Source organism: Pseudomonas sp. BIOMIG1BAC, assembly GCF_001705995.2.
Taxonomy (GTDB): Bacteria; Pseudomonadota; Gammaproteobacteria; order Pseudomonadales; family Pseudomonadaceae; genus Aquipseudomonas; species Aquipseudomonas sessilinigenes.
In genome coordinates, this window is record NZ_CP049045.1 from 4266037 (window position 1) to 4279354 (window position 13318).

Annotated in this window: 13 protein-coding genes; 9 read left to right on the plus strand and 4 right to left on the minus strand. The window is 63.5% G+C overall.

Annotated elements, in window-relative coordinates; translation table 11 throughout:
* Nucleotides 1-3: 3 nt before the first annotated feature.
* On the plus strand, nucleotides 4-792 hold the full coding sequence (locus tag ATY02_RS19800; protein ID WP_068586921.1) for a nucleotidyltransferase family protein: 789 nt from the start codon (nucleotides 4-6) through the stop codon (nucleotides 790-792).
* A 3-nt stretch (nucleotides 793-795) separates the two neighbouring features.
* Nucleotides 796-1134, plus strand: coding sequence for a hypothetical protein (locus ATY02_RS19805; RefSeq protein ID WP_068586891.1), 339 nt, complete (start codon nucleotides 796-798; stop codon nucleotides 1132-1134).
* A 10-nt stretch (nucleotides 1135-1144) separates the two neighbouring features.
* Here the strand turns inward: ATY02_RS19805 and ATY02_RS19810 are convergent, their stop codons facing one another.
* The 3 genes from ATY02_RS19810 to mqo all read right to left on the minus strand — a co-directional run bounded on the left by ATY02_RS19810 (nucleotide 1145) and on the right by mqo (nucleotide 4734).
* Complete coding sequence (locus tag ATY02_RS19810) at nucleotides 1145-1927, minus strand: DeoR/GlpR family DNA-binding transcription regulator (protein ID WP_068586893.1); 783 nt, start codon at nucleotides 1925-1927, stop codon at nucleotides 1145-1147.
* Between the two features lie 216 nt (nucleotides 1928-2143).
* Entirely contained in the window at nucleotides 2144-2863 is a 720-nt protein-coding gene (locus ATY02_RS19815; protein WP_068586896.1) for a GNAT family N-acetyltransferase, read from the minus strand.
* Between the two features lie 233 nt (nucleotides 2864-3096).
* Nucleotides 3097-4734, minus strand: coding sequence for a malate dehydrogenase (quinone) (gene mqo, locus ATY02_RS19820; RefSeq protein ID WP_068586898.1), 1638 nt, complete (start codon nucleotides 4732-4734; stop codon nucleotides 3097-3099).
* A 711-nt stretch (nucleotides 4735-5445) separates the two neighbouring features.
* Here mqo and ATY02_RS19825 point away from each other — a divergent pair.
* The 7 genes from ATY02_RS19825 (at nucleotide 5446) to ATY02_RS19855 (ending at nucleotide 12534) form a co-directional block, all read left to right on the plus strand.
* Nucleotides 5446-5940, plus strand: coding sequence for a PaaI family thioesterase (locus tag ATY02_RS19825; RefSeq protein ID WP_068586899.1), 495 nt, complete (start codon nucleotides 5446-5448; stop codon nucleotides 5938-5940).
* A gap of 123 nt (nucleotides 5941-6063) precedes the next feature.
* Nucleotides 6064-6570: a sigma-70 family RNA polymerase sigma factor gene (locus tag ATY02_RS19830; protein WP_068586901.1), complete on the plus strand. Its 507-nt coding sequence runs from the start codon at nucleotides 6064-6066 to the stop codon at nucleotides 6568-6570.
* A complete protein-coding gene (locus ATY02_RS19835; protein WP_068586903.1) occupies nucleotides 6567-7538 on the plus strand; it encodes a FecR family protein in 972 nt (323 codons plus the stop codon). The genes ATY02_RS19830 and ATY02_RS19835 overlap by 4 nt, the downstream gene beginning before the upstream one ends.
* Nucleotides 7539-7634: 96 nt before the next feature.
* Nucleotides 7635-10076 carry a TonB-dependent siderophore receptor gene (locus tag ATY02_RS19840; RefSeq protein ID WP_068586905.1) on the plus strand — a complete coding sequence of 814 codons (2442 nt, stop codon included), beginning with the start codon at nucleotides 7635-7637 and terminating at the stop codon, nucleotides 10074-10076.
* Nucleotides 10077-10180: 104 nt separating this feature from the next.
* Complete coding sequence (locus tag ATY02_RS19845) at nucleotides 10181-10876, plus strand: DUF1963 domain-containing protein (RefSeq protein ID WP_068586923.1); 696 nt, start codon at nucleotides 10181-10183, stop codon at nucleotides 10874-10876.
* A gap of 93 nt (nucleotides 10877-10969) precedes the next feature.
* Complete coding sequence (locus ATY02_RS19850) at nucleotides 10970-11821, plus strand: CAP domain-containing protein (RefSeq protein WP_068586925.1); 852 nt, start codon at nucleotides 10970-10972, stop codon at nucleotides 11819-11821.
* Between the two features lie 167 nt (nucleotides 11822-11988).
* Entirely contained in the window at nucleotides 11989-12534 is a 546-nt protein-coding gene (locus ATY02_RS19855; RefSeq protein WP_068586907.1) for a hypothetical protein, read from the plus strand.
* 113 nt (nucleotides 12535-12647) lie between these two features.
* Here ATY02_RS19855 and ATY02_RS19860 read toward each other — a convergent pair whose 3' ends face one another.
* Complete coding sequence (locus ATY02_RS19860) at nucleotides 12648-13283, minus strand: hypothetical protein (RefSeq protein WP_068586909.1); 636 nt, start codon at nucleotides 13281-13283, stop codon at nucleotides 12648-12650.
* Between the last annotated feature and the right edge of the window lie 35 nt (nucleotides 13284-13318).

Here is a 13318-nt window from a genome sequence, read left to right on the forward strand (position 1 = left end):
CCCATGCAAATGCCCAGTACGTTCGGCGTCGATGCCGAAGGCTTGATCAAGTTGCCTCCCGAGCCGCCCCTGCAACCTGGGTTCGGTGCCTTGCTCGATGAGCTGTGCCACAGCCTCGGCCAGCCATCGCTGCACAGCCTCTACCTGTACGGCAGTGTGGCCCGGGGCGAGGCCCGGGTTGGAATCTCCGACCTGGACCTCGCCCTCATCCTGCGACAGCCACCTGCCCCGGGCCTGCTCGACGAGCTGGAACAGCTGCGCCTGCAACTACAGGCGCGGCACCCCGAGGTGTCGAAGATCGATTTCGATATCGGCCACCTGGAGCAAGTCCTGGCCAGCGAGAATCGCCCCAGCTGGGGTTATTGGCTCAAGCATCATTGTCGCTGCCTGCTGGGCGAGGACCTGCGCCAGCGCTTCGCCCCGTTCAAGCCCAGCCGGGAAATAGCCCTGGCGGTGAACGGCGATTTTCTTGCGGTGCTGAACGACTACGCCACGCGCATCGACCACGCGCCAACACCTGGGCAGACCCTGCGCCTGCAACGCGAGGCCTCGCGCAAGCTCCTTCGCGCGACCAACCTGCTGCGCCCGGAGCAGGAACCGAGCTGGCCCCGCAGCCTGGATGAGCATGCCCAGCTGTTTGTGCGGCGCTACCCGCAAATGAAGGCGGCCATCGACGAGTTCCGCCAAGCCGCCGAAGCGACAAGTCCCGCCGATGCCGGTTTCAGCAGCCGCTTGCGGCAGATGGCGCAGTGGATGAGCCAGCAAGCCGATACCCTTTGCCCCAGGGACTGACCCATGGATCTGCATCGCACCCAGCAACTGCTGCACCAGGACTTGGACCGCAGCCAGCCCCGCGAAGCACTGGTCCTTGTACTAGAGGCCGCGCTGGAGCTGGTGTCGCTGCCCGACAACGATTTCTGCTGGTCCAGCTGGACCGGACAGGAGCAGGCTAGTGCCGAGTTGCGTGGGCTGATCGCCACCCTGCAGGCCGGAAGGTTGCCCGAGCGGTCGAGTGTGGCGGTGCTCTTCGCCGTCACCGGTCCGCTGCAGGAAGTCAGCCTCAGCAGCGGCTGGGCGCAGACGTTCCTGAAAGTGGCGGACAGGTTCGACGAAGTAGCAGCCCTGCTCTGGTAACTGCCAAGGGTCAGACCTGCAGTACCTCGACTCCCTGCTGTCGATAGCCTTCGAGCTCCGCGCTCGCCACTTCCCGCTCTGTAACCAGCCGGTGCAGACGGTTGCAGGGTGCCACGACAAAAGGCTCCATGGCCCCGAGCTTGTCGGCGGTAGTCACGGCGATCACTTGCGCGGCGCTGTCGAACATCGCCTGCTTGATCGGCACTTCATCGAAATGCAGGGAGCTGATGCCGATCTCCGGGTGGATCGCGCAGACCCCGGTGAACAACAGGTCGGCCTTGATCCCCTGGAGCATCCGCAGCGCTTCATGGCCGCTGGCGGCCAATGTCGATGGATTGAGTTGGCCGCCGGCCAGGATCACTCGGACCCTGGGGTATTCGGCCAGGGCCACGGCGATCAGCGGTGAGGCGGTGACCGCAGTCAGGCCCATATCCCGGGGCAGCGAGCGGGCGATGTGCAAGGTGGTGGAGCCGGAGTCGAACAACACCGTCTGCCCCTCCTGCACCCACTGTGCGGCGAACTGCGCCAGGCGCATCTTCACCGCGTCGGTCTCGCCTACCCGGGTGAAGTAATCCTTGCCACTGTCCTTGGGCCGGGGCAGCGCGCCACCGTGGACCCGTTGCACCAGGCCAGCGGCATCCAGCTCCGCCAGGTCCCGGCGGATGGTGTCCTCGGAGACCGAAAAATGCCGGCTCAGTTCGGCGGCCATGACCTTGCCGTCGCGCTCGAGCAGCAGGAGGATCTTTTGCCGGCGCAGGGACGGCAGTTCAGCGGTGGAATGCAGGTTTTGCATGTTGATGCCTGATTCTGCGTGTTTGTGCGAGATTATCCAGGCAAGAGCAGTGGCACAAGCCCCTCTACCCAGCACCACCCGAAGGCCCTGCGGGCCTTGGCGCAGCCTCGCCGCGGCTCGACAGCGGCTACAGGAGCCATGCGTTGAGGCTTCGTGTAGCCGCTGGCGCAGGCTGCGCACGGACGCGCAGGGGCCGCAAGATCTGCAGGAACAGGGTCAGACCAGGCGCGGTGCCCGCGAGCGATGCAAGGCCGCTTCGCCCAGGCGCTCGCGCACCAGGGCTTGGGCCTGGCGGGTCAATTGGTCGAGGTGGCGGTCGCGCTTCTTCTCCGCCTCGATCATCGCCTTGCGCCCATGCTGCGCCAGCAGGTAGGTATGGATCTGCCGCACCTCCACCGAGTTGTAGATCGGCGCCACATCCAGTACTGCCAGCAAGCCATCGCTGCCATGCTCGCGGGTGTTCATCAGCACCTGCGGGCCACGGGCGCCCAGCAGTTGGAACCCCAGGGCCTCGAAGCACTGGAGCTTGGCCGGGCTGCAGGCCAGCTCGGCATGGGGATAGCGTGCGCGCATCGCCGCAAGCATCTGCCGGGCAATACCCTGGCGGCGCAGGTCCTGACGGACCGCCATGTAGGCCACGGCGCAAGCCTCGGGGTCGTCCTTGAGCGGCAGGTAGAGCAAGAAGCCCTGCACCTGCTCCGGGTCCAGCGGGTCGCTGGCCACCAGCAACTCCACGGCGAGATCCCGGGAGCCGTCCATGGCCTGCAGGTACAGGTGCACCTCGTAGCCAACGCCGTACTGGTAGAGGTTGTACAGCGGATTGCTGGGAGCGATGGCGACCGCGCTGATGTCGGTGATGTAGTCCACCACCATCTGCTGGATCTGGCTCTGGATGGCTTCGGCGGGCGGGGCCTGGAACAGGGTGATGCTGGACATCTGGGTGGTGACTCCGAGGGTTGGGGCATGTCCGCCAGGAGCGGGCGCGCCATGATACCCCTTCACGCAGGCGCAGGGGCGCACCGCCACATGGCAAGGCAAGGCAAGATTGGGAAGGCTTGGGGAATTTGCTGCCCCATTGCGGCGGCGACACGCCACCGCAATCGGAACAGCCAGCCGATGCCAAGGGCATCGGCGATGTCCCGCCCGGCGAACGCGGGCGGGAGCGGGGCTTACAGCGCCATGTCGGCCGCTGGGTTGCTCTCAGGCTTGGCCATGCTGGCCGGCGCTTGAGGAGCCGCACCCTTGACTGGTGGCGGCGTGGTCAGCTGCAGCACTTCGGCGGTGTAGGCCCATTCTTTGGCCACACGCTCTGGGCTGTCGTTCAGCGCAGTGCCGTAGCTCGGTACGATCTGCTTCAGCTTCTCCTGCCAGGCTGGAGTGGCGACCTGGTCCTTGAAGACTTTCTGCAGCACGCTGAGCATGATCGGCGCGGCGGTCGAAGCGCCCGGGGAAGCGCCCAGCAGGCCGGCGATGCTGCCGTCCTGGGAAGCGACGATCTCGGTGCCCAGTTTCAGCACGCCGCCCTTCTCTTCGTCACGCTTGATGATCTGCACGCGCTGGCCGGCCTGCCACAGGCGCCAGTCTTCCTGCTTGGCGTTGGGGAAGTATTCCTTGAGCGCCGCGAAACGGTCGTCATCCGACAGCATCAGCTGGCCAGCCAGGTATTCCACCAGCGGGTACTGCTCGATGCCCACCTTGGTCATCGGCCAGATGTTGTGGGTGGTGGTGCTGGTCAGCAGGTCGAAGTACGAACCTTCCTTGAGGAACTTGGTGGAGAAGGTAGCGAACGGGCCAAACAGGATCACGCGCTTGCCATCCAGCACGCGGGTGTCCAGGTGCGGTACGGACATCGGTGGCGCGCCGACCGAAGCCTTGCCGTAGGCCTTGGCCAGGTGCTGCTCGGCAACGCTGGCGTTGTCGGTTACCAGGAACGAGCCACCCACCGGGAAACCGGCGTATTCGTTGGCCTCGGGGATACCCGACTTCTGCAGCAGGTGCAGGGCACCGCCACCAGCGCCGATGAACACGAACTTGGCGTCGGTCTCGGTTTTCGAACCGTCCTTGAGGTTCTTGTAGGTCACGCGCCACGAGCCATCTTGGTTGCGCTCGATTTCTTCTACTTCGCTGGACAGCTTCAGGGCGAAGTTAGGCTGGGCCTGCAGGTGGGCGACGAACTGGCGGGTGATCTCGCCGAAGTTGACGTCGGTGCCGATCGGGCTCCAGGTCGCAGCGATCTTCTGCGCCGGGTCACGCCCTTCCATCATCAGTGGAACCCACTTCTTGATCTGCTCGGCGTCTTCGGAGTACTGCATGCCGCTGAACAGCGGGCTGGCTTGCAGGGCCTCGTAGCGAGCCTTGAGGAACTTGATGTTGTCATCGCCCCAAACGAAGCTCATGTGCGGCGTGGAGTTGATGAACGAACGCGGGTTCTTCAGGACACCGGTCTTGACCTGCCACGACCAGAACTGGCGGGAGATCTGGAACGCTTCGTTGATCTCGATGGCCTTGGCGATCTCGATCTTGCCGTCCTTGCCTTCAGGGGTGTAGTTCAGCTCGGCCAGGGCCGAGTGACCGGTACCGGCGTTGTTCCAGCCGTTGGAGCTTTCCTCGGCCACGCCATCCAGACGCTCGACCATCTCCATGGACCAGTCCGGCTGCAGCTCGTTGAGCCAGACCCCGAGGGTCGAACTCATGATGCCGCCGCCGATCAGCAGCACATCCACTTTTTTTGGCTCAGCCGCGTGAGCGGTCGTCAGACCTATCGACATCGCCAGCCCGATGAGGGCCGTGTTCACTTTCTTCAACATTCTGTAGTACCTACGATAGAACGCCATCCGCCGCCCGATCCTCGATCCTGTGAATCCCGGAGGGTGCGAAACAGGCATTTCGCAGGTCCCGGATGAACGCATTCATGAGAACTGGGGGGTGGGCACACAAGGCCGACGAAACGCGCTCGACCTCAGTTTTATATCGCTCCGGTGCTGACTTCTTGTCGTTGTTGGCTCAGCTACATGAGTGACACTTGTTACTCGGGGCTCGTCACGGGACGCAGCCGACAGGCAGCCACCCTGCTCCTTTCCATATTCCGCTGGCGCCGAATCGACGGGCAACGGCGGTACCCGCCTTCGCGGGAACCAGCAGGGAAAAAGGGTCGGATTCCACCAAGGAAGGTGGATGGACACTGCCTGACATTACGCTCGGCGGGTTTGCCAGAGACACCCGCACGCTTGCAAAGGACCCGATCAGGCCATTTGAAGCAAAGCACAGGGGGCATATTTTTGCACAAACGATGAACCGATTCAGCGCAAGAATATCATTACGGCATCAGCCTGTCTTGGCTGCGGCGCCCTTGGCAAACCCCGAGGCACTACGACATCCGCCGCAATCAATGCGTCACAGGGACGCTGGCGCAAATCCTTTCCCGGCACCGCCGCAGACCTTGGCCTGTGGCACCACCACGGGCATCATGGCCGACCGCGATACCCGCCAGACCATCGTCAAGGACAAGAAGAACAACCATGCACGCGACTTCCCTGCAAGACACCACCGCGCCCGAGGGCGTCTGCTTCGGCTGCGGCAGCAGCAACCATCACGGCCTGCACATCAAGAGCCACTGGCACGAGGACGGTATCCACGTGCTCGCCGAGCACCTGCCGGAGGCCAAGTACTGCGGCTGGCCGGACCTGGTGTATGGCGGCCTGATCGCCATGCTGGTGGACTGCCACTCCAACTGGACCGCCATGGCCTACCACTACCGCAACGAACAGCGGGCCCCGGGCAGCCTGCCGCGCATCGACTGCGTGACCGGCAATCTGGGGATCAAGTTCATCAAGCCGACCCCCATGGGCGTGCCCCTGACCCTGCGGGCCCGGGTCGAAGGTGAAGTGGCACGCAAGAGCCGGGTGGTGTGCGAGGTGTATGCCGGCGACGTGCTCACGGCCATCGGCGACTCACTATTCGTGCGAGTCGATACCCTGCAGCTGGCCGACGCGGCCCACGGCCGTGAAAGCTGAAACCGTTCCTCCCATGCCGTGCCAATCGGTGAGGGCCATAGCGCCCTCATGCGACGATTGCAGTCCTGTTTGACGCCCTTGTACTATTGAGAACGATTCACACTCACATCTCGGCGGCCAACGGTGCACTCATCTTCGAGCAACAAGCTGGGCTTCTTTTTCAGTGACCATCACCGGTGGTTGCTGCAACACATTCAAAAACGCCTGGGCAACCGTGCCGATGCCGAAGACACCGCCGCAGATACCTTCTGCCAGTTGCTCAGCGCCCAGGTCGACCCGGACAGCATCGAACAACCTCGGGCCTACCTGTCCACCATCGCCAGGCGCCTGGTATTCGACCGGCATCGTCGGCGCCAGTTGGAGCAGGCCTACCTGCAACGCCTGAGCGCCCTGCCGGAATTACTCGCGCCCTCCCCCGAAGAACAATTGCTGCTGATCGAGGCCCTGGTGGCGATCGATCGTGCGCTGGATGGCCTGCCGATGATCGTCAAGACCGCCTTCCTCTACAGCCAGCTCGATGGCCTGAGCTATGTGGCAATCGCCAACAAACTGCAATTGTCCGAACGCACCGTCAGCCGCTACATGAAACAGGCCTTGCGCCAGTGCTACCTGAGTGAGCTGGGCCTGTGAGCCGACAACGCCTGGACCCGGAGATCGAGCAGGCCATCGAGTGGATGGTGCGCTTGCGCGCTGGCGGCGCCGACCCACGCCTGGAGCAGGAGTTGGCCGCCTGGCTGGCCAGCGATCCTGCCCACGCCCAAGCCTGGCAGCAACTGCAAGCCAAGCTGGGGACGTCGTTCAATACCTTGCGCACCCTCGACCAGCGCCTGCCAGGGCAAGCGGGCGAAGCACGGCAGTTGCTGCTCAGCCCCCACGCCTCGCGCCGGCAACTGCTACGCGGCCTGGTCGGACTCGGCCTGCTGGGTAGCGGCCTGTGGCTGGGCACTCGCACACCTTATGGTGAAACCCTGTTGGCGGACCTCAGCACCGGCCGCGGCCAGCGCCGGGATTTCACCCTGGCCGACGGCAGCCGCCTGAGCCTGGATGCCGACAGTGCCGTGGACCTGAGTTTCGACGACCAGCAACGGCTGCTGGTCCTGCGTCACGGGCAGTTGCTGATCCAGGTAGCCAGCGATTCCCGGCGCCCCCTGCGGGTGCAAACCCTCCAGGGCCAGGTCCAGGCCCTGGGCACACGCTTCCTGGTGAGCCAGGAAACCGATGCGAGCCGGATCGTGGTACAGGAACACTCGGTGCGCCTGCGCCTGCGAACCGGCCATGAACAGGATTTGCAGCAAGGCCAGGCCGCACTGCTGCATCCTGGGCGGATCGAACTGCTGGCGCAGGACCAGGCATACCGTGGCGACTGGCTCAACGGCCGCTTGAGCGTGCTGGATGACTCCCTCGAGCAGGTCATTGCCGCGCTACGCCCCTATTGCCGGGGCTATATCCGAGTCAGCCCAGCGATCAGCCAGCTACGAGTACAAGGCGTGTTTCCCCTGGATGAGCCAGAGCGGGCCCTGGATGCACTGGCCCAGACCCTGCCCATCCGCATTGAACGCTACGGCCCCTGGTTCACGGTGATCCAGCCACACAGTTGAGAGCGGATATTTTTTAAAAATAACTCTCATTCGTGTCTGGTTTTCATTTTTCGTCCCACCTATCTCCTGACACTTCAACGCAATCAGGAGAATTTCGTGCGCAACCCTTGGTTCCATGCCTTTCCCGTCGCCATCGCCGTGACTGCCCTGAGCGGCCCGGCCCTGGCCCAGGAGCAGTCCCGGTCCTTCAACCTGCCAGCCGGGCCGCTGGCGGTGACGCTCAATGCCATTGCCGGCCAGAGCGGTGTCGTTCTGTCCCTGGACCCAGGCCTGGTCTCGGGCAAGCAGGCGCCAGCAGTGAACGGCACGATGACGCCGACCCAGGCCATGCACGCCGCCCTGGTCGGCAGCGGCCTGCAACTGCGGGTCACGGCCAGCGGCCACTTCAGCGTCGAGCCGCTCCCCGCCGGTGTTGCCGGGTTGCAACTGGGCATGACCGACATCGTCGAGAGCGAGTTCGACAGCGCCACCACCGAGGGCTCCAACTCCTATGCCGCACGCGCCGTGACCATCGGCAAGGGCCAGCACAGCCTGCGAGAAATCCCGCAATCGGTCACGGTCATGACCCGCAAGCAACTGGATGACCAGGGCCTCACCGACCTCAAGGCCGCCGCCAACCAGACCACCGGCCTGGTGGGTGTGCAAGGGGTCGGCAAAGGCATGATCCTGTCGTCGCGGGGCTTCCAGATCGACGATTGGCAATACGATGGCGTGCCGATCCCACGCAACACCTACTCATTGGGCAACTGGGCGACCCAGGACCTGATTTTCTTCGACCGCCTGGAAGTGTTGCGCGGCGCCTCCGGCCTGCTGCAGGGCACTGGCAGCCCGGGGGGCGCGATCAACCTGGTGCGCAAGCGCGGCCAGGACGCCCCGACCGTGACCCTGACCGGCAAGGCCGGGTCCTGGGACCACTATGGCCTGCAACTGGATGCCGGCGGCCCCCTGAATGATGCCGGCACGCTACGCGGACGTGTGGTGCTGGACGAAGACCAGAGTGATTCATTCATCGACAAGCAGTGGAGCAAGACCCACTCACTCTATGGCGCCCTGGATTTCGACTTCAGCGACGACACCACCCTGGGCCTGGCCGTGAGCCGCTCGGAAGCCGAATCGCGGCCGATGATCCGCGGCCTGCCGCGGCACGCCGATGGCAGCCCGGTCGATGTACCCCGCTCGACTTACAGCGGTGCCCGCTGGAACCATTCACAGATCAACATCACCACCCTGTACGCCGACCTGGAGCATCGCTTCAACCCGGACTGGACGTTCAAGGTCGGAGCCGTGCGCATGAGCGAAGACAACGACTCGACCCAACAGCGCACCCAGACCATCGCCGACGGCCTCGATGCCGACGGCAGCGGCTTGCAGTACGCCGACTGGGTCACCGATTTCGACAACACCAAGATCGGCCTGGACATGAACCTCACGGGACGTTTCGAGGGCCTGTCCATGGAGCAGGAAGTGACCCTGGGTGGCAACTACTCGAAGATGACCAGCGACGACGTGTTTGCCCGCACCTTCAACAATGGCGGCAACATCTTCGCCATCGAGCATGACCGGCCGCCCATCAGCTACGACAGCCTGCTCAATACTCCCGGTGGCCGTGGCACCCACAGCCGCTACGACATCCGCCAGAAAGGCCTGTACGGCAGTTGGCGGATCAAGCCGGTGCAGGACTTGACCCTGGTGCTGGGCTCGCGTGTGAGCTGGTACGACTATCGCTACGATGCCACCGATTACCAAGCCATCACGCGCAAGGCCACGGTGCAGTCGCCGAGTACCATGACCAACAACGGCGAAGTCACGCCCTACGCCGGTTTCATCTATGACTTGAGCCGCCAGTGGTCGCTCTACGCCAGCTACACCGATGTGTTCGAACCCCAGAGCTCACGCACCGCCAGCGGCTCGGTGCTGCAACCGGTGATCGGCACCAACTATGAAGTGGGGCTCAAGGGCGAACTGCTCGATGGCCGAGTCAACACGTCCCTGGCGCTGTTCCGCTACGACCAGAAGAACCGCGCCGTCCAGGACAAGGCCTCGGGTTTTGCCTGTGATGGCTGGTACTGCTCCACCGCCTCGGGCCAGGTGCGCAGCCAAGGCCTGGAAGCCGAAGTCAGTGGCGAAGTGCTGGATCGCCTGCAACTGTCCGCGGGCTACACCTACAACACCACCAAGTTTCTCAAGGACCCACAGGAACAGGGGCGGATCTTCAGCACCTGGACCCCGAAACACATGCTGCGGGTGTGGGGCGACTATCGCCTGGACGGTGAGTGGAGCAAGGTCAGCACCGGCCTGGGCTTCACCAGCCAGAGCCATACCCTGGGTTACGAGCGAAGCTACAAGGTACCGGGCTACACCGTCTGGAACGCACGTATCGCCTACCAGCTCAACGACCAGGTCAGCCTGGCGCTCAATGCCTACAACCTGTTCGACAAGCACTACTACATCTCCGGCTACAACCAACTGGATGGCAACAACAGCTTTGGCGACCCGCGCAACTTCATGCTCAGCGTGAAATACACGCCGCAGTTCTAAAGCCGCCAACGCAGTGCCCGAAGCGCATTCGGGCGCTGCGCGCCAGGCGCGGCTTTTGTATGATCGCGCTCCCGTTCCCCCCATAAAGGACGCTGTACTTGACCATGGACATCCAGAGCATCCAGGACCGACTGGCCAAACCGGCGCTGAAGTTCAGCGCCGGCGGTTTTCGCCCCAGCCATAGTGATGAAGAGAGTTGGCTGGGCCGAGTCTTCCTGTTTCGCGAAGACGAAGAGCTGCCAATCAACAGCGCGGGAGAAACCCTTCTGCCCTTCGCCCAGTTCCACTTGCCCTCCCTGCCCTTTAGCAGCCCGCATTTGCAAGGCATCAAGGTACTCACGGTATTCATCGCCAACCCCTTTCCCGATGAGCTCGAACCCATGGGCGAGCGTTGGCTGGTGCGCGAATACCGTGACGAGGACGTATTGGTGCGCAAGGAGCTGACGGCCGAGAAGGCCTTTCTCAAGCCCTTCCCGCTCAAAGCCGAGGCAGTGCCCGCCGACTACCCGCTGTGGGACGGCGGCGGCGTGCCCCGGGACCTGGAGCTGGAAATCCTCGAACTGGAACGCTCCGGCCGCATCGAGTGCTACTACGACCTGACCACCCACTGCTACGAACACAAGCTGGGGGGCTACCCATCGTTCTGCCAGTCGGGGATCGACCCGGGCGAAGGCTTCGAATTCGTGATGCAGATTTCCTCTGACGCCAAGATCAATCTCAACGTGGTGGACAGTGGCAGCCTGATGTTCTGGAAGCACCGGGACAGCGGCGAATGGGCGCTGTACTACGACTTCTACTGAGGCGTTCCGGCTGACGCCGGTTTCATCCGCCAATGGGTGAAAAGCCCTGGCGGCGAGTGCATCATGGGCGCGTCCGATTCCTGGGAGACCTTCATGTCCATGCGCTCATTGCTGTTGCCCGTCGCCACCCTGTCCCTGGCCCTACTGGGCCCGGCCGGGGCCATGGCCGATGACCAGGCGCAGCTGATCGAGTCGATCAACGCCTACCGCAGCCAGCCGCAACGCTGCGCCAACCAGGCCTCGTCCGAACTACCACCGCTGGCCAGCGACCCGCGCCTGATCCTTCCGGTGGACAACGCCGGCGATCTGCAACAGGCCCTCGCGCGGGCGGCCTACCCCATGGTCAACGTCCAGGCCATCAGCCTCTCCGGCCCGCGTGATGCCCAGGCGGCAATGCAGGCGATCCGCGAGAGCTTCTGCCAGGTGGTGCTGGATCCGCAGTTCGTCGATATCGCAGTCAATCGCCAGGCCACCCAGTGGCGCATCGTCCTGGCCCGCCCGCTATTGTCGGCGCGCCTGGGCGATTGGCAGGCCGAGGGCCAGCAACTGCTGGCGCAGATCAACAGCGCCCGCAACCAGCCCCGGCAATGTGGCGAGCAGGGTTTTGCCGCCGCCACGCCCCTGGCCTGGAACGCCACCCTGGGCGAAACCGCCCAGGACCACAGCCGGGCCATGGCCAACCAGAACTATTTCGACCACAAGGATCGCGACGGGCGCACCCCCGGCGATCGTGCGGAACTGGCAGGTTACGCCGGCCAGCAAGTGGGCGAAAACATCGCGGCCGGCCAGGACAGCGTGCGCAAGGTGGTGGACGGCTGGCTGGCCAGCCCCGGGCATTGCGCCAACCTGATGAACCCAGCCTACCGTGAGCTGGGCGCGGCCTATGCGGTGGACCCGAAAAGCGATGCCGGCATCTACTGGACCGCAATGTTCGGCGCACCTTGAGGCTCTGCCTGCCCCGCACAAAACAACCCGGTTCGACCTGGACCGGGTTCAGGCCCTGGGCAGTACCTCAGGCCTGCGAGTCGAATTTTCCGCAGGAGCATTGTCAGGTGGCCATGGGCTCTCGATAATCGCGCGCCCTATCCAATGAACTCACGCAAGGAACTGCCGTGAAAAAATCCCTGCTGTTGATCCCGCTGCTTGCCCTGTTGTTGCAAGGCTGTGGCGTGACCATGACTCGCTACGAACCCAGCTATGACAACGTCCAGCGCCTCAAGCAGCAGCAACCGCTGCAACCCATCGCTGGCGCCCAGGTGACAGCTGCGCCGGGCCAGGGCTCATTATCGGTTCGAGCCAACCCCATCCGCTCCCCCAGCGGCAGTATCAGCCAGCACATTCAGGAAGGTCTCAATGAAGAGCTGCGCCGGGCCGGCCTCCTCGACCCGAAAGCCCCGCGCCAGCTCCAGGTACTGATCGTGACTAACCAACTGGAGGCCGGTGTGGGCAGCGGCAGTGGCCAGGTTGCAGCACGCTTCACCCTGAGCAAGAGTGACCAGGTGCTGTACGAGGCGACCAAGCAGGCCAGCAGCAGTTGGGACAGCAGCTTCATCGGAGCCATCGCCATTCCCAACGCGGCCCATGCCTACAATCCGCTGGTACGCGAGTTGCTCAAGAACCTGTACAGCGATCCGTTGTTCATCCAGGCCCTGAAGTAACCAGTAGCAAACACTGCAATGAAAAAGGGACCGCCTCTTGTAGGGGCGGCCCCTTGGCCAGGTATCGTTTCGCAGCACACAGGACGCTAGCGATCGATGTCAACCAGGCTCTATCAACCGCGAGTCTCGACGGCCTTTAGCGATGAGTACTTGACCTGGTTCTGCTCGACCATCTGCTTGAGCAATGCATTGACCTGGCGACCGAAGGTATCGGTGACCGCCTGGCGTGGGGTGTAGGCCACCAACGGCAAGATCAGGATCCCCATCCAGGTTTCGACACCATCGTGGTTATTGCCCATGCCCACGCGCTGCCCCTGGGCGTCGAGCACTTCCAGGCTCATGCTGTATTGGTCATGGGCCATCGCCGGCACCACCCCCAGTGTCAGGCCGCTGATAAAAGCAAAAAACAGCTCGCCGCCGTTGGCTGGGTGGTTATAGACCTTCAGGCGCAACTTGTAGTCACCCGGCTGCTTCTCGAACTCATCCATGGTGACTCGACCGAACAACTCGGAGTCGGTCAGCAGTTTCTGCAATTTCGGCTTGAGTTCTTCCCGGGCAGCAGACACTTCGATTGCAGAAGCACTGGTCGGCAAGCCCTGATAGAACATGAACTCCACGAAGACATTCGGCTTGTTGGTGTAGCTGGCCATCGACGGCATCGTCACCGGCGCGACTTCATTCATGGTGAAGCTGGCACAACCGGCCAGCGCAAGTGCCAGGCTGGCACCCAGAATCTTGACGAACTTCATTATGACTTCCTTGAAAGATGGCTCTGCCCCTCCAT